Origin of the sequence: Shewanella atlantica, assembly GCF_003966265.1 — a bacterium.
GTDB lineage: Bacteria > Pseudomonadota > Gammaproteobacteria > Enterobacterales > Shewanellaceae > Shewanella > Shewanella atlantica.
In genome coordinates this window covers 287,285-304,284 of sequence record NZ_RXNV01000002.1, presented here as the reverse complement: position 1 = coordinate 304,284, position 17,000 = coordinate 287,285, and the positions used below count along the sequence as shown (strand labels likewise).

The 17,000-nt window shown below is 43.9% G+C and carries 18 protein-coding genes; 10 read left to right on the top strand and 8 right to left on the bottom strand.

The features are described from left to right. Positions 1–166: 166 nt before the first annotated feature. Positions 167–1,210 carry a succinylglutamate desuccinylase gene (gene astE / locus EKG39_RS06610; protein WP_126504958.1) on the bottom strand — a complete coding sequence of 348 codons (1,044 nt, stop codon included), beginning with the start codon at positions 1,208–1,210 and terminating at the stop codon, positions 167–169. A 297-nt stretch (positions 1,211–1,507) separates the two neighbouring features. Here astE and msrA point away from each other — a divergent pair, with 297 nt between their 5' ends. Further along, positions 1,508–1,987 carry a peptide-methionine (S)-S-oxide reductase MsrA gene (gene msrA, locus EKG39_RS06605; protein WP_126504957.1) on the top strand — a complete coding sequence of 160 codons (480 nt, stop codon included), beginning with the start codon at positions 1,508–1,510 and terminating at the stop codon, positions 1,985–1,987. An 83-nt stretch (positions 1,988–2,070) separates the two neighbouring features. Here msrA and pgm read toward each other — a convergent pair whose 3' ends face one another. Together pgm and seqA are read right to left on the bottom strand one after the other, a co-directional pair. Then, positions 2,071–3,726: a phosphoglucomutase (alpha-D-glucose-1,6-bisphosphate-dependent) gene (gene pgm / locus EKG39_RS06600; RefSeq protein ID WP_126504956.1), complete on the bottom strand. Its 1,656-nt coding sequence runs from the start codon at positions 3,724–3,726 to the stop codon at positions 2,071–2,073. A gap of 86 nt (positions 3,727–3,812) precedes the next feature. After that, a complete protein-coding gene (gene seqA / locus EKG39_RS06595; protein WP_126504955.1) occupies positions 3,813–4,355 on the bottom strand; it encodes a replication initiation negative regulator SeqA in 543 nt (180 codons plus the stop codon). A gap of 290 nt (positions 4,356–4,645) precedes the next feature. On the opposite strand from seqA, the gene EKG39_RS06590 reads away from it, so the two are divergent. The 7 genes from EKG39_RS06590 (at position 4,646) to EKG39_RS06560 (ending at position 9,949) form a co-directional block, all read left to right on the top strand. Next, positions 4,646–5,422 carry an alpha/beta fold hydrolase gene (locus tag EKG39_RS06590; protein WP_126504954.1) on the top strand — a complete coding sequence of 259 codons (777 nt, stop codon included), beginning with the start codon at positions 4,646–4,648 and terminating at the stop codon, positions 5,420–5,422. A gap of 72 nt (positions 5,423–5,494) precedes the next feature. Next, complete coding sequence (locus EKG39_RS06585) at positions 5,495–5,716, top strand: DUF2788 domain-containing protein (protein WP_012142679.1); 222 nt, start codon at positions 5,495–5,497, stop codon at positions 5,714–5,716. Between the two features lie 11 nt (positions 5,717–5,727). Next, the gene (gene ybfE, locus EKG39_RS06580) at positions 5,728–6,003 is read left to right on the top strand and encodes a LexA regulated protein (protein ID WP_126504953.1); all 276 of its coding nucleotides are present in this window, start codon (positions 5,728–5,730) and stop codon (positions 6,001–6,003) included. 48 nt (positions 6,004–6,051) lie between these two features. Continuing rightward, on the top strand, positions 6,052–6,582 hold the full coding sequence (gene fldA / locus EKG39_RS06575; RefSeq protein ID WP_126504952.1) for a flavodoxin FldA: 531 nt from the start codon (positions 6,052–6,054) through the stop codon (positions 6,580–6,582). 78 nt (positions 6,583–6,660) lie between these two features. Next, positions 6,661–7,839: an elongation factor P maturation arginine rhamnosyltransferase EarP gene (gene earP, locus EKG39_RS06570; protein ID WP_126504951.1), complete on the top strand. Its 1,179-nt coding sequence runs from the start codon at positions 6,661–6,663 to the stop codon at positions 7,837–7,839. A gap of 45 nt (positions 7,840–7,884) precedes the next feature. Continuing rightward, a complete protein-coding gene (gene efp, locus EKG39_RS06565; RefSeq protein ID WP_126504950.1) occupies positions 7,885–8,445 on the top strand; it encodes an elongation factor P in 561 nt (186 codons plus the stop codon). A 289-nt stretch (positions 8,446–8,734) separates the two neighbouring features. After that, on the top strand, positions 8,735–9,949 hold the full coding sequence (locus tag EKG39_RS06560; protein ID WP_126504949.1) for a pyridoxal phosphate-dependent aminotransferase: 1,215 nt from the start codon (positions 8,735–8,737) through the stop codon (positions 9,947–9,949). Positions 9,950–9,996: 47 nt separating this feature from the next. Here the strand turns inward: EKG39_RS06560 and EKG39_RS06555 are convergent, their stop codons facing one another. Together EKG39_RS06555 and EKG39_RS06550 are read right to left on the bottom strand one after the other, a co-directional pair. After that, positions 9,997–11,043: a UDP-glucose--hexose-1-phosphate uridylyltransferase gene (locus EKG39_RS06555; RefSeq protein ID WP_126505329.1), complete on the bottom strand. Its 1,047-nt coding sequence runs from the start codon at positions 11,041–11,043 to the stop codon at positions 9,997–9,999. A gap of 410 nt (positions 11,044–11,453) precedes the next feature. Next, a complete protein-coding gene (locus tag EKG39_RS06550; RefSeq protein ID WP_126504948.1) occupies positions 11,454–12,329 on the bottom strand; it encodes a helix-turn-helix domain-containing protein in 876 nt (291 codons plus the stop codon). A 234-nt stretch (positions 12,330–12,563) separates the two neighbouring features. Between EKG39_RS06550 and yfbR the strand changes: the two genes are divergently transcribed. Next, positions 12,564–13,151 carry a 5'-deoxynucleotidase gene (yfbR, locus tag EKG39_RS06545; protein ID WP_126504947.1) on the top strand — a complete coding sequence of 196 codons (588 nt, stop codon included), beginning with the start codon at positions 12,564–12,566 and terminating at the stop codon, positions 13,149–13,151. A 27-nt stretch (positions 13,152–13,178) separates the two neighbouring features. Beyond that, the gene (locus EKG39_RS06540) at positions 13,179–14,513 is read left to right on the top strand and encodes an anti-phage deoxyguanosine triphosphatase (protein WP_126504946.1); all 1,335 of its coding nucleotides are present in this window, start codon (positions 13,179–13,181) and stop codon (positions 14,511–14,513) included. Positions 14,514–14,627: 114 nt separating this feature from the next. Here EKG39_RS06540 and EKG39_RS06535 read toward each other — a convergent pair whose 3' ends face one another. The 3 genes from EKG39_RS06535 to EKG39_RS06525 form a co-directional block, all read right to left on the bottom strand. Next, entirely contained in the window at positions 14,628–15,317 is a 690-nt protein-coding gene (locus tag EKG39_RS06535) for a class I SAM-dependent methyltransferase (RefSeq protein ID WP_126504945.1), read from the bottom strand. A gap of 229 nt (positions 15,318–15,546) precedes the next feature. Continuing rightward, a complete protein-coding gene (locus tag EKG39_RS06530; protein ID WP_126504944.1) occupies positions 15,547–15,942 on the bottom strand; it encodes a CBS domain-containing protein in 396 nt (131 codons plus the stop codon). A gap of 231 nt (positions 15,943–16,173) precedes the next feature. After that, on the bottom strand, positions 16,174–16,806 hold the full coding sequence (locus tag EKG39_RS06525) for a YchE family NAAT transporter (protein ID WP_126504943.1): 633 nt from the start codon (positions 16,804–16,806) through the stop codon (positions 16,174–16,176). Positions 16,807–17,000: the final 194 nt, after the last annotated feature.

Below are 17,000 nucleotides of genomic sequence, written 5' to 3'. Positions count from 1 at the left end.
TGTCATATATATACGCCGTAGAATGAATAGACAGGGCTTCTATATAACAACAAAGGTTAGTTGATGCCCCGGGAAGCATCATTAACATCACACTAATTCTATGTCGATTCAAGCTAAGTGCTTATAACATTGAGCAGAGAGCAAATTGCTCACTGCCGTAGCAATATTAGTTACCTAAATCGATATTCTCAGTGGTCGCAGGTTTCAGACAAAGCACGGTTCTCTGCCCCACGGGGACCTTAGCATTAGGAAAAACGACCGCTTCTACCTTATGCTCGACTTTGATATTTTTCCCCCCCTCTTTCGCAAGAATGTAGCCTTCAGGAAAGGAGGTGAAATTTTCGACATCATTGGCAAAGGTAAATTCGAAGTCATCAAACTCTTTATTAATCGCACGACAGACCTGATAGAGATTAACCTTATTCAGGTCAAACGTTGACAACTCCAGTGGTTCATTGCTAATCAATCTGTTTAACATCTCATTCAGAGCAATGAAGCGGGTCATGTCATTTTGACCCATAGGCAAGACTTTACCCAGCTCGATGGTAAATGCATCGGCTTGATAATTCAGAGATGAGAAATAACTGAAGGTGGTCGTAGGTTCGTGATGAAAAAGCACAGTATCGATACCACATGCCTCAAGAAACATGATCTGCTTACCACTAAACTGTCTTCCCGGACGATAAGGATAGATAGCAAACTTTTCATGCTTTGAACCGCGAATAGCCGTGTGAAGATCATAGTGAATTCGATGGCGATCTTCTGTCTGAGCGGCAAAAAATTTGTCTACATAAAATTCGAGCTTCTTAGCTCGGATCCTTTCAGGGTTAACCAATCCCTCTCCAGAGGAATGCGCCCCATTAAACAGACGGTTTAAGTTTTCATCAATAAAACGAGTTCCGTTTATAATCGCCGCAGGATTACCAAATAAAAAAAGCACCCTTTGTTTAGCGATGAGTTTCTCTTCAAGCAGCGCTTTAACCAGTTCATTGCACAGTTCTATCGGTGCAGTCTCGTTCCCATGGACGGCACAGGACAAGACAATATCTGTGCCTTGATTAACTTTAGGTTCAAATACGATAACACCGGTATCCCAAACTTCTACTTGAGTATGGTCACCCAGCAAGAATGAACAGGTTTCATCTAAGTGTTGAGGATGTGCAAGGGTGAGGTTTAAAAAGTCCTTAGACTCTTTTAGCGCTTGAAACACGAGATACTCCTTAATTGTTCCTGCACAAAGATATGTTCTGGAAACAGACATATAAGCACAGGATCCTTTTCTAGTTTTTATGAAAGCTCGAATATGGATAGTAACATTTTACGCCCGCGTCAGCCATTTATCGGCGGTGTAAATCTCCTTCTATCCACAAGGTTAACTCAAGTATTTCAATTTCTGTTTGCATTTCTCTCCGGAGTGAAACACAATATAGACATCTGGCCATCCAGACGTTTATACGGATAAGCATATTTGGCCTGGGTCGAGTAACAAATTTAAGTGAGGTAGGTAATGGCTTTAGCGACATTTGGTGCAGGTTGTTTTTGGGGGGTGGAGTACTTTTTCAATCAGATCCAGGGAGTGACTAAAACCAGCTGCGGATATATGGGGGGCGATGATTCCTCTAGCAACTACAGTGAGGTAAAGTCCGGTAACACGGGTCACGCAGAAGTCGTTCAAGTGGAGTTCGATGAAAACCAGGTGTCTTATGAACAGGTATTAGCCATATTTTGGCAGAACCATAATCCGACCACCTTAAATCGCCAAGGTGGAGACATAGGCTCACAATATCGTAGTGCCATCTTTTTTCACACTAAAGCGCAAAAAGAGGCGGCCGAACAGTCTAAATTAAGCTTAGTGCGCAGTGGTAAATGGGGAAAGAGGCAGATAGTGACGGAAATTGTCCCGGTTTTACAATTTAACCGTGCCGAAGAATATCATCAGAATTATCTGGAAAAAAACAACTTACCCAGTTGTCACATCTCTTATTAAAGTCGGTTATAGGTACTAGGTTACAGGAAGTAGGAATAATACCCACAACCTGGAACCCAGAACCTGGAAACTGATTACTACTATTAATTCTTCAACATACGCTCGATGATCGACTGAGCCTCATCGATCACCTGCTCTAAGTGAGCCTGACTGATAAAACTTTCGGCATAGATCTTAAACAGGGCTTCGGTACCCGAGGGGCGCGCCGCAAACCAAGCGTTTTCGGTGACAACCTTGATGCCGCCTATACTGGCATTGTTGCCAGGTGCCCGGCTCATAACATTCTGGATAGGCTCACCGCCTAAGTTAATTGTTCCCAGAACATTCACGTCCACATCATTTGCAATAATATCGGCAAATTTCGTTTTCTTTTCGGTGCTGACAGGGCTATCGACGCGGCTATAAAAACTTTCTCCGTGCTGGGCGACTAATTCCTTATAACGTTCGGCCGGAGTCTTACCTGTGACAGCCAGAATTTCGGCGGCCAATAAGGCTAAGATAAATCCATCCTTATCGGTACACCAGGTGGTACCATCACGTCTTAAAAATGCCGCACCCGCACTCTCCTCTCCACCGAAAGCGAAACTTGCCTGAGCAAGACCATCGACGAACCATTTAAATCCGACGGGAACTTCACTCATCGTTCGTTGATGTTGGGCACACACTTTATCGATCATAGAGCTTGAAACTAAGGTTTTCCCTATCACCAGTTTTTGTGACCATAGTGGTCTGTGAGTGATCAAATAATCGATTGCGACGGCGAGAAAATGGTTTGGATTCATCAATCCACTGCCCGGACAAACGATACCGTGACGATCATAATCTGGATCATTACCTACACAGAGATCGAATCTGTCCTGATGTCGTAATAATCCGGCCATGGCATAGGGGGAAGAACAATCCATTCTGATCTTGCCATCTTTATCCAGAGGCATAAAAGCAAAACGTGGATCGACACTTTCATTGACTAGCTCGATATTGAGGCCATAACGCGCCGCTATCTTATCCCAATAATAGATGCCTGAACCACCGAGAGGATCGACACCAATACGCACGCCGGCGTCGGCTATCGCCTGCATATCGACAACGCTGGCGAGATCATCGACATAGGGAGCGATGAGATCGACAGACTCGACTAAGCTTGATCCGATAGCCTGCTGGTAGCTGATTCTTTTGACCCCTTTAAGGTCATTGCTGAGATATTGATTAGCCTGCTGCTCTATCCATTGGGTTATCTCACCCTCAGCAGGCCCACCGTGCGGAGGGTTGTACTTAATACCACCATCTTGAGGCGGGTTGTGAGATGGGGTAATAATCAAACCATCGACGTTTTTTCCATCTTGCTTATTGGCGACCACAATAGCATGTGATACCACGGGAGTCGGTGTGAAACCGTCATCTTGATGCACAACAACCTGAATGTTATTAGCGGTCAGGACCTCGATGACACTTATATAGGCCGCTTGAGAGAGTGCATGGGTATCGATACCCAGATAAAGGGCCCCTGATATGCCCGCAGATTTTCGATAGTCTACGACGGCTTGGCTAATAGCAAGGATATGCTGTTCATTGAAATTACCGTTAAACGCACAACCACGGTGGCCAGACGTGCCAAAAGTGACTCGTTGCTCAACAATATTGATATCCGGTGTTATGCTGTAGTAACAACTCATTAGCTTAGGGATATTGACCAAATCCTGTTGAATCGCTACCTGTCCGGCTCGCTTATGAATCGCCAAAGCTATCTCCTGATATATCAACTATTAAATGGATGCATAAAAAATTGCGCACCCTCAAGGATGCACAAGTTGTGATGTTCGGTTGGCTAAATGTTGTTTGTTATGGCTTCTATTTGTGCTTCGACAGTACCATATTGGTGAAGTACCTCGGTTAAAATAGTACGCTTCTTTGCAGTATTATTGTTCGTCGTGACCCAAAACCCACTTTGACCGATCTCTTTAGGGTTTGCAGATTTACTGGCCTTGAGCAATGAAGCTTTTGATGTCGCAAAATATAGCCTGTCTCTGCCTTGAATTTGCAGGACTTGAGAAAATTGGTCCGGTGCGGCTCGGTAAACAGCTTCGAGGATAAACAGAAAGCGTCCGACAGCTCCCTTTTGTGCAGCAAGTTCCTCTTTATTGATACTTTCAGTGAGGTCTTTGGCAATTTCTCTAATTTCAACAGGCGCGACAACATTCTCGGTTTGTTCCATACCCGGATGACTGATTGTCTCCGGAGTATCATGGTTCACCGCTTCGACGTTCAGGCCCAGCAAACGACGTAGGATATCTGAAGCACTCTCACCGATACGCTCGGTTTTTCCGGCTATATGGCGATATAACTCTTCATCAACCTCGATATATTTCATGACCTTAATCTTCCTTAAGTGAGATTTTACCTGGCTTGGTTCAATTACAATCAATGACTCATTTGATCTTTGTTGTATTCATTAGATCGATTTCCAAGTGTATGTCATCTATGGCCTTATAATAAAGAGGCATTAGTTCTAAATTGTGATTGTTCTGCTGCTGTTTGCACAAACTCTGTCTATTTGATTAAAAAGTCACCACCCACTTTACTCAAGAAACATTGATTCTTGTCAAAATGGCCTGTTTAGAGGCACAATCCACAACCTGTTTTTAGGGTTATGGGTCAAGCATGCACTTTATATCAACAGGCCAAGGATCTACTGTCATATTGATCCATGGTCTTTTTGGCAATTCAGATAATTTGAAAACATTGGGAAGAACCCTGGAAGCTAACCATAGGGTCATACGTGTAGATGTACCTAATCATGGTTTGAGTTCACATTGGGAGTCGATGGACTACCCCACCTTGGCTCTAGCCATCATTGAGTTAATGGATAGATTATCAATTCCACGGGCACACCTGGTCGGTCACTCTATGGGTGGCAAAATAGCGATGGCCGCGGCACTTGACTACCCTGAGCGAATTCAATCTGTTATTGCGGCTGATATCGCGCCGGTAAGCTACCAATCCAGACACGATGCAGTATTTGCAGCACTTGACTCAATTGAGCTAAGCCAGGTCAAGAATAGAGGTCAGGCTTTGGCTCAACTATTAAATGCTGGCATCGATGAGGGTACGGCCCAATTTCTTCTGAAAAACCTGTCAAAGAGTGACACCGGCTTTCAGTGGAAAATGAACCTTTCGGGATTAAAAGCCTGTTACGCCAACCTTATTGGCTGGTATAATGAAAAAGCTGTTCCATTGCAATATATGGGTGCCAGTTTGTTCATTAGAGGAGGTGATTCAGATTATGTTACCTCTGAGCATAGACAAGCTATCTTAGCTCAATTCCCTCATGTGCAAGCAAAGACAATTGAAGGTACAGGTCATTGGTTACATGCACAAAAACCGAGCATCTTTAACAGAATCGTCTGTGACTTTATTGAAAAGCATGATAGGAATTAATCGCTCAAGTCCGTTTCATACACTCATTATCTATGGTATATTCGCGCCTCTTTTGGCCTGAGGAACCTTGAAATGTTATCTCAGTATATGGAACAAATTGAAGCATTAGGCTTAAACCTATTTTTTGCTTCGATTTTTTTCTTTATCGGCATGGCCATTCATGATGTGCTGAAACAGGGTAAAGTCCCTAAATTTGGCCGCTATATCGTTTGGTTAGTTTTATTTCTCGGCTGTGCCGGGTTTATTGCAAAAGGATTAATACAGATGTCCTGGGAAGGCTCAGGCATAGGTTAAACACTGATTAAATGGCAAAAGAAACATCAGACAGAACCACAATTGATCTGTTCGCAACAGAAAAACGCCGTGGCCGTCCCCGTAGTAACCCACTACCAAGAGACCAGCAGCTAAAAGTCAATAAGCGAAATCAGATCCAACGTGATAGGGCTAACGGGTTAAAGCGAATAGAGTTAAAGGTGTCACAAGATTTGTATGACGCCTTGAATGATAAGGCTTTGGCCAGTAACATCAGCCGCAGTCAACTAATAGAATTAATATTACAAGAGCAAATGACTTCTCAATAACTCTTGTAAACGAATCCAAAACACAGAAAATTAGATAAAGGAAAGACAATGGCAACTGTAGGTCTTTTTTTCGGTAGCGATACAGGCAACACTGAAGCCGTCGCCAAGATGATCCAGAAGAAACTGGGTAAGAAGATGGTCGATGTTAAAGACATCGCCAAGAGTACCAAAGAGCAAATTCAAGAGTACGATCTATTACTTTTCGGGATCCCGACTTGGTATTACGGTGAAGCGCAATGCGATTGGGATGATTTCTTCCCCGATCTGGAGCAGATCAACTTCGAAGATAAGCTAATCGCTATCTTTGGTTGTGGTGACCAGGAAGATTACGCAGAATATTTCCTCGATGCCATGGGCATGGTGAACGAAATTGTAGAAGGTCGTGGTGGTATCGTTATCGGCCATTGGCCAATCGAAGGCTATGATTTCGAGGCTTCTAAGGGGTTAACTGCCGATGAGAAGCACTTCGTCGGTTTGGGTATCGATGAAGACAGACAGCCTGAATTGACCGAAGAGCGTGTCGATGCATGGGTTAAACAGATCTACGAAGAGATGTGTCTGGCTGAGCTGGAAGATTAATCTTCCCAATCATCTGATTTCGAATAAAAGCGGCTGATTGCCGCTTTTTTTATGTCAAAACGAAACTTTAAATTTCATATGAGTATTCAAACCGTTAATCAACATTGGGATATCTTCTGCGCAGTCGTGGATAATTACGGCGATATCGGCGTAACATGGCGGTTAGCAAGGCAGCTCGCCGAAGAATACCAGCTTGATATCAATCTATGGGTCGATGATTTAAATAGTTTCTCGCATATTTTACCGGCACTAACACCAGATAAGAGGTCACAAACGTTTAACCGTGTCACCATACATCAATGGAATGTTCCGTTAGAAATTAACTTTGTGCCCGGTGCGGTTCTGATTGAAGCCTTCGGCTGTGAGCTGCCTGAGCAAGTTAAGAGTCAACTCATAGCGCAGCAACAAAACCCCGGTGATACTCCCCCTCTTTGGCTGAATCTGGAATATCTGAGTGCTGAAAATTGGGTAGAAGGGTGTCATGGCCTCCCCTCTATGCAAGCAAGCGGCATAAAGAAGTACTTTTATTTCCCTGGCTTTACCCCAAGAACCGGCGGACTCATTTGCGAGAAATCCTTACTTGAACAACGCACCGCGTGGCAGTCGGCCCCCGAAAATAAATTGGCACTGTTTACTCAGCTAGGGCTGACTGGCATCGATGTACAAGATAAGGTGTTCAGTGTTTTCAGTTATGAAGCCGAGGCACTAGCGGCATTATGCCAACTGTGGCAAGGAGCCGATCAAAAGATACATGCTTTGATCCCTAAGGGCCGCAGTTTAAATAGTCTGACTCATTTACTGCCGTGCTCCGTTGCAGAGTTAGCCCCGGGACAACAGATTGTTATCGGCAATTTGAACCTTCACATTCTGCCGATGACAGATCAGCCGAGCTTCGATCGCCTGCTCTGGAGTTGCGACTTTAATATTGTGCGTGGCGAAGATTCATTCCTGCGGGCCCAATGGGCTGCAAAGCCCTTTATCTGGCATATTTACCCTCAAGAAGATGACTATCATCTGGTAAAGTTAGAAGCTTTTATTAATCTTTACTGTGATAATCTTGCACCCGAAATTGCCAGATGTTGGACCGAATTGAATCTTGCATTCAACCAAGATCAGCAGTCTGCCGTGACTCTTCACTGGCAAAACCTTGATTCTGTTAATTTGCCTTTGTTGCAACACGCACAAAAATGGCCAATTTACGCATTAAATGATGCAGATCTAGCTACTCGACTGGTTCAATTTGTTAAAAATAGCTAAGATGCCGAACTGAAACAGAAAAGTCCAAAATAGGAAAATAGTGTAATGAAAACTGCTCATGAAATCCGTCCTGGTAACGTGATCATGTTAAATGGCAGCCCATGGGTTGTTCAGAAAACTGAAACGACTCGTTCTGGCCGTAACGCCGCCATCGTTAAGATGAAGTTAAAGAACGTACTGCTTGATTCAACGACAGAAAGCAGCTTCAAAGGTGAAGATAAGATGGAAGATATCATCTTAGAACGTCTTGACTGTAATTATTCATACTTTGCCGATCCTATGTATGTATTTATGGACTCAGAATACAATCAATACGACGTAGAATCTGGAAACTTAGGTGATGCTTCGGCTTACATCACAGATGGTATGGAAGATATCTGCCAGGTGACTTTCTACGAGGGTAAGGCTATCTCTGTCGAACTGCCACTGACTATCGTACGCGAAGTGACTTACACTGAGCCTGCTGCACGTGGCGATACTTCCGGTAAAGTCACGAAGCCTGCAACTATCGCAGGTGGTGCGACACTTAGCGTTGCAGACTTCGTTAAGACAGGTGACATGATTGAAATTGATACTCGCACAGGTGAGTTCAAAAAGCGTGCCTAAGTCATAACGCTTGATGCTTTAAAAACCAGTGCCTGTCACTGGTTTTTAAGTATCAGAGCTCGCCCATAAAAGATGCAAATACCACTATAGCAGCGATATCCAGTACATTATACTTTTACACTGAGTTATCGAATGGTAATTCAGAATAAAAATCCGCCGGTAATGTCATATATATCTTCTTAAACCCTCGATTTGCCCTTCTAAAACTCGCAATAATTCGTTATTGTCCCAATACTTACATCAGGCTAATTAAAGCCCTTACATCGACATAGCATTTTAGAGGTTGTGGATGCGTCCAATTATCAAATCAAACAAGCTAGATACCGTCTGTTATGACATTCGTGGCCCCGTACACAAGGAGGCGCGCCGTCTCGAAGATGAAGGTCATAGAATTTTGAAACTTAATATCGGTAACCCGGCTCCCTTTGGTTTCGAAGCACCGGAGGAGATTGTCCGTGATGTCATCTTAAACCTACCAAGCGCGCAAGGGTATTGTGAATCAAAAGGACTTTTCTCTGCCCGTAAGGCCATAGTGCAGCATTATCAGTCGCAGGGGATCTTTGGTGTCGATATTGAAGATGTCTATATCGGTAATGGTGTATCCGAGCTTATCGTGATGGCCATGCAGGGACTGTTAAATACCGATGAAGAGGTGCTTATCCCCTCCCCCGATTACCCTCTATGGACGGCAGCCGTTCACCTTTCAGGCGGCAAGGCTCAACATTACCGCTGCGATGAGGAATCAGACTGGTTTCCCGATCTCGATGATATCAAGAGTAAGATCACCAATCGCACCCGTGCTTTAGTCCTTATCAATCCTAATAATCCAACGGGAGCGGTGTACTCCAAAGAGCTGCTGTTACAGGCTATAGAGATCTGCCGTCAGCATGATCTTATTCTGTTCGCCGATGAGATTTACGACAAGATACTCTATGATGAAGCTCAGCACATTCCTGCTGCCAGCCTCTCCGATGACATATTAACCGTGACATTCAATGGCCTGTCAAAGTCCTATCGCGCGGCAGGTTTTCGTGTCGGCTGGATGATGCTATCGGGTAACTTAAAAGATGCTAAGAGTTATATTGAGGGCTTAGATATGCTGGCCTCGATGCGTCTTTGTTCAAATGTGCCCAATCAACACGCCATTCAGACAGCATTAGGAGGTTATCAGAGTATCAATGAATTGCTTATCGATGACGGTCGATTAAAAGTTCAGCGAGATACCTGTGTTGAGTTACTAAACCAAATCCCGGGTATAAGCGTCAAGTGTCCCAAAGGAGCCATGTACGCTTTTCCCAAGCTCGATGCTAAGAAGTTTAATATCCGTGATGACGAACGTTTAGTTCTCGACCTTCTTAAACAGAAAAAGATCCTTTTGGTACAAGGCACCGCCTTCAATTGGCCTGAGCCCGATCACCTCAGGGTGGTATTTTTACCCCATAAAGAGGAGCTCGAAAAAGCATTAATCGAGTTCGGTGAGTTTATGGATGGATACAGGCAATAACCACTCAAGCTCACTGGCACAGACATAAAGCACGTAATATTAGTGCTTTATGTCGAGCTTTTCTTATAGTGAGTCGAGGGGAGTTCCCGTAAACGTTGAGCCGCCTGTTCAGGGGTGATATCCCGCTGAACTTCCGCCATCAACTCATAACCAACCATAAACTTTTTAATTTCAGCCGAGCGAAGTAACGGCGGAAAAAAATGAGCATGCAGAGTCCACTCCGGATGTAAACAGCCGTCAAACGGCGCTCCGTGCCATCCCATCGAATAGGGAAATGCGGTCTTAAACAGATTGTCATACCTGATGGTAATTTGTTGAATAATATCTGCAAGTGATTTGCGTTTTGCTTCGGTCAGCTCGGTGAGACGCTGAATTGAAAATCGGGGTAATAACAGGGTTTCGAAGGGCCATGCTGCCCAGTACGGCACCACAACCAGCCAATCTTGGTTACTGACAACCACTCTATCTTCGTTAAACAGCTCCCGATTCGTATAATCATTTAACAGAGGGCGACTGAATTTCTCGTAGTAGTCGCTGAAGTTCGCCTGTTTCTTATCAGCCAGTGTGGGTAAGTTAGATTGCGCCCAGACCTGCCCATGAGGATGAGGATTAGAGCAGCCCATAACTTCCCCTTTATTCTCAAAAATCTGCACCCACCGATATTTTCGTCCCAGTTCCGCACTCTGCTCCTGCCAGGTTGATATGACCTGTACAATCTCCTCTATTCCTAACTCTGGTAAGGTTTTGCTGTGATCGGGAGAGAAGCAGATCACCCTGCTTTCGCCCTGCTCAGTTTGCATACTGAAGAGTGGATCATCAGTGCTCACTATAGGCCCATGGGGTTTTAGCGCCGCAAAATCATTTTGAAAAACAAACGTCCCTTTATAACAGGGGTTTACCTCGCCACTGATCCGCTTATTTCCTGCACACAAGAAACAGTTTGCGTCGTAGTCAGGTTTAACGGTTTCATCGTAGGATTCTAACTGCCCTTGCCATGGGCGCTTTGCTCGGTGGGGGGAAAGCAAGACCCATTCGGAGGTTAACGGATTATATCGACGATGGGGATGCTCAGTTGGATCGAATTGCTCTGAAATTGACACGGGCCCTAACCTTTACTCTAGATAACTTCAGTGTCGATTCTAGCGGTACAGGTATAATTACGTCATTCCCGGAAAGGTGCTTTTACTTCCTATTTAGTAACACCATTGTAAACAATTGCGTCATGGAGAGGGGATTTAAGATAGCTGTTTTCTTAAATATGCTCACATGAACAACTGAGGTAAACGATTAATTTAAGGTATAGAGAGGATCTCAGTTCCCTTACTAAACAAATGCGCTGAACCAGTTCCCTACTATATCCCTTTGAGCTCTCACTAGATATTCAATCACTATTTGTTCTATCCAACATGATGGGACAGAAAGATTTGTTCCTGAAAAATAACCGAATAAACTTGATAGCGAAACTCACGACTAAGCTCATCATGAAATGCCTGAACATATGAAGCTACAATACACGCCGTCTAAATTCTAATGGTGACATGTTATATTCACGCTGAAAAATATCGTAGAATCGACTTACAGAACCAAAACCGGCCTCTAACGCAATAGTTAATACCGGCTTTTCGGTATCGACGAGTAATGCCTGAGAATGCTGTAAGCGCAATTGGTTAATATACTGTTTAATAGAAACTCTCATGACGCGATTAAATAACTTCATTGCATAGTTTTTATGTAAACCGGTGGAGTCAGACACATCAGCAATCGTGATCTTCTGATCATAATTGTCAGCAATATAACGCAACATGGTTTGGACATGCGTCAAGCCGCTCAAGGCTGGCTTACCATTATCATTACTTCTCTTATTCGTCAGTTCATAGGTACTGTAATTCTCCAGGGACATACGCCGAATTCGACCACGAATTTCGTTAATCACCTGTACCGTCATCATGTGATTATTTTTCGATAGATCTTGTTCCCATATCCGAGTGATCTGTTCATCACTGGCATACAAGCTATCAGAAACTAATACCTCACCATGCAAGAGTTGACTGACAAACTCGTTAGGTAGCTTCCAGGTTAAGAATGCTTGCAAAGGTACATAGACGTTAACCAAGTCGCCCTCACCGCGTGTCTCGGTCATCTGGTGTGGAAAGGAGGCCCAAAACAGTAACATGCGTCCTTCTGGTACACTTATCTTCTTACCGTTGAATAGATAATCGGCTGAGCAGTTAAACAGATAGTTAATCTCTATATGCCCATGCCAGTGGCTATGGGGCATCACCTTGGGTTGCAACCTTCTGAAACCAAACTTATGTTCCATACCCAGGGTTTCGAGAGGGCTGCAGTCGCTGAAGGCAATTTTTTGAACCCAATCCAACATAGCCGTAAACCACCTAAAAGTTAAAAGTTAAAAGTTAAAAGTTAAGTCGAGGCTAGATTATCTATTCGGTGATAAGAAACCAAGGGATAATAATTCATGTGCTTACATTGGGGAGGCTGGGGGCAATTCATAACCTCTAGTCGATTCTGTGTAAAGTAACAATTTATTGCCTCTATCCGGAATGCTTGTGCTAATGTAACTTGATGTAGTCATTGTATTAAGTAGCAAAATAACATGAGTCATTTATTCGCCCATCTCGCTCGCATGAAACTAATTCAACGCTGGCCACTAATGTACAATGTTAGAACTGAGAACGTGCAGGAACATTCCTTACAAGTCGCGATGGTTGCACATGCACTAACCATTATCAGCAATCAAAAATTTGGAACGCAACTCAGTCCTGATAGAGCAGCTACCGTTGCAATCTTTCACGACGCCAGCGAAATCTTAACGGGGGATCTGCCTACTCCGGTCAAATATTTTAATAAAGAGATTGAGGCCGAGTATAAAAAAATCGAGGCCATAGCTGAGCACCGCCTTTTAGAGATGGTTCCGGATGAGTTTAAAGGGGAGTATCAAAGCCTTTTATCCAGTGAGTATGCCGACATTGAATACAAACAGCTGGTTAAATCCGCAGATACCCTCTGCGCATTCCTTAAATGTCTGGAAGAGCACAGGGCCGGAAATAATGAGTTTAATACGGCCAGGAAGCGACTCGAACAATCGTTAGAGCAAGATCCTAATCCGGCAGTTAAGTATTTTATAGACTGCTTCATTCCCAGTTTTAAACTTAATCTGGATGACATAAATAGATTACTTTAACTCGAACTCGCGAAAATAAGGTTACCTATGACAGAGTCCCTATGGCATGAAAGGCGTTTGAGCGAAGAGAAGAAAAGACGCAACGATCATCGCAGTCCCTATCAAAGGGATCGTGCACGGATCCTTCACTCTGCAGCATTCAGACGTTTGCAGGCTAAGACACAAGTGCTCGGTGTAGGCATGAACGACTTCTATCGAACCCGACTCACTCACTCATTAGAGGTGTCTCAAATCGGAACCGGCATTCGCGCTCAGCTAAAACAAAAACGACCGGAATTTGATCACCTGTTTGACTCAATGAGTTTAATTGAATCCCTCTGCCTCGCCCACGATATCGGTCACCCGCCATTTGGCCATGGCGGGGAGGTGGCACTCAACTATATGATGCGCGATCATGGCGGCTTCGAAGGCAATGGGCAAACATTCAGAATACTCACGGGACTTGAACCCTACACCGAATTCTATGGCATGAACCTGTGCCGCCGGACCCTATTGGGGATCTTAAAGTACCCTGCTCCTTACTCATCGTTATATCGCACTTCCGGTAACAAGCCAGTTAACAATATCAGGCAACTTAAGCCATCACAGTGGACGCCAGTTAAGGGGATCTTCGATGATGATAGTGCTATTTTAGATTGGGTTCTCAAGCCGTTAAACAGAGCGGACCGAGCAAGGTTTTTATCTCATCGAGACCTTGGCGCCAACAGACACCTTCGCACCCAATATAAATCCTTAGATTGCTCTGTGATGGAGCTCGCCGATGACATCGCTTATGCCGTACATGATTTAGAAGATGCTATTGTTATGGGTATTGTCACACCATCTCAATGGCAGCAAGATGTGGCATCTAAACTCACGACAAGTCACGATGCATGGATTAAAGAGGAGTTTACCAACATAGGGCATAATCTGTTCTCCCATCAGCATCATCTCAGAAAGGATGCTATCGGCACCTTAGTCAATGGGTTTGTTACCGCCATCGATATTGTCGAAGATAAGGCCTTTACTGAACCTCTTCTACGCTTCAATGCAGGCCTGGATACCTGCTTTTCCGAAGCCTTAGAGGTGTTGAAGCAGTTTGTCTATAAATATGTGATTAGAAAGCCTGAGATCCAGATGTTGGAATATAAGGGGCAGCAAATAGTAATGGAACTGTTTGAGGCATTTGAGTCCGATCCGGAACGGTTACTGCCAACCCATACTCAGGAACGCTGGCGAGAGAGTCATAGCAAAGGACAAAACAGCCACCGTGTTATCGCCGATTATATATCGGGTATGACAGATGAATTTGCCGCTCGTCTTCATCAGCACCTATTCAGTCCCAAGGCGGGATCTATGATAGAGCTCAATGGAGAGCTTTAGACTTTTACTCGAGTGTTCAGAAGTAATACCTATCTATAGAAGGTAACAGTCTTAACGCAATGACAGAGATACGGCATAAAGTACCAAGTCTCTATCATTGCGGATAGAAAATCGTTACTCCAAATGCGTTCGGGTATCGGGGCGGGCAAGAATGACTTCCGATGGAAACAACATCTGCTGGATATATTCCCGTATATCTACTTTAAAGCCCGATGCAATAAGTGCATCTGTTAACCTGATGCCTCTACATCCTCCCATCAATTTAGGCGATACACGGTATATCAACTCATACACTCGACTGAAAATAGACTCTCCCTGGGTCATATTCACTAAAATCAGTTGGCCATCGTCTTTTAATACCCTTCTGAATTCATTGAGAATAACAGGTATCTCGTTAAAGGCTATAAGATCGAACATGTAGTTATTCATGAGAATATCGACACTCTTGCTCTCAACTTCGAGATTGAACGCATTACCTGTTTCCAGCTGATAATTCACGTTTTCGACTTTTTCGAGCCTGGCCTTCGCCTTGTCGAGCATACCTGTCGAGATGTCGATGCCGATGTTTGTTCCTACGGGATTTTGTTTAACCAATTCTAAAAAGGTCAAGCCCGTCCCTACAGCGACCTCCAGAATGGCACTACCATCATCCACTCGGGCCAACTGGAGTGCCCTGCTTCTGGCTTTAGTTTCAGTGAGTGCGCCCCAGATATCATAGACCGGAGCAAGTTTATCGTATACCTCGATTATCTTATGTTGAGGAACATAAACATCTTGTACCTGAATTGCACGGCGTCGAAACATGATAAACGCCTCCCACAGTTTCTTATACCGACTGGTATAAGTATCAACCGAGATGGTAAATCTGCAAGCATTCAGTGTGGAGTAACAGCAGTAAATATGAGTAATGAATAAAAGGAGCTGATAAAGAGAGGCAAATAACGGAGCAGAGGGCCTTATCTTACGAAGGCACTCTGTACACCGCTCTTGGCCTTTAAAGCGTGAACAAACTGACTATATGGAATTTACCAGCTTATTCCAGCGCCAAGTTATTAAGCAAAAGCTCACCGATAAAGTCGATCGATGAGACGATACCTTTGATGGCATCATCCTCGACAACAAGAAGGTGGTGAATATTATGCTGTACCATGATCTCCGCCGCCTCCCGAATCGTGGTTTTGGTATCGACTTCGATGATCTTATGGGTACATATTTCCCATGCCCGCTCGACTTTTGCATCCTTATTAGTCGCATGGAAGTGCACAATATCCGTAGAACTGACAACCCCAAAACATCTGCCTGTCGAGTCGACAACCGGCACACATGACAGATGATGAAAGTGTAATATCTTCTCAACACTTTCAATGCTTGCATCGACATCCACTGTTATCACGCACTTTTTCATTAAGGTAGAGATCAATTTGTCCATGATTACCTTCCCTGTATTAAATGAAAACGAATAAGGCTGGTGTTTTACAAACCTATATAAACAGAACTCAGGTTACATATTAATATTATGGCTTTTAAGGATAGTTATCAATTAGAAAGGGCAATCGATAAATCTGTGACAGGTAAAGTTATTTCATCCATCTGAAGACCACTTCCATAAAAAAACGCACATAACAGTGCGTTTTAAAAGATACGGTATCTAACAGGATTGCTAAGCGAGCAAGCTTGGGAAGAGCCCTTTGAACCCAGCTGCTATCACTTCAATTCCGATGGACAGCATCAATAGTCCCATCAAACGTGTGATCACGTTGATCCCCGTTTTCCCCAAAACCTTATAGATCACGGGTGCCATTCTAAAGAGCGTAAAACTCGTTAATCCAAACAGGACGACAGTCAATGACATACCAATAAGGTTAATAAAAGAATCATGCTCTGCGGCCGACACAATCACCGAACTGATCGCACCGGGGCCAGCCATTAACGGGAGCGCTAAAGGAACGACTGCGACAGATTCCATGCCCGATGCTTCACGGTCTTCCTCTTTATTGCGTTTCACTTCGCCTAACTTCCCCTGAAGCATAGACATGGCTATGATGGCTATCAGAGAACCTCCCGCGATACGAAATGCAGACAGTGAAATACTAAACATATTCAAAATATGTTGTCCCGCTACAATCGTCACCAATAGAATGACGACCACAGCAAAGTTTGCCACCTTACCGGTATGGTTACGCTCAACTTCTGTCTGGTGACTGGTTAAGCTGACAAAAACCGGCAACAAGCCAACAGGATTAATGATCGCCACTAATCCTAAAAAAAATTTAACATAAAGTGTTAAATCCAAGTACTTACCCTCTACTATAATACCCAAGCCACTTCAAAATGCTCGTTTCAGAGCTCCCGTAGGATAGCAGAATAAGGCAGTGAATGAAGAGAATGGTTACTCCCTTTTCAATTTCACTAACGCAGTACTGATATTCTACGGGAACTCCCGAAGGGCATGGCGAGAAGGAACATGTTTCTTCGTTATGAAATATA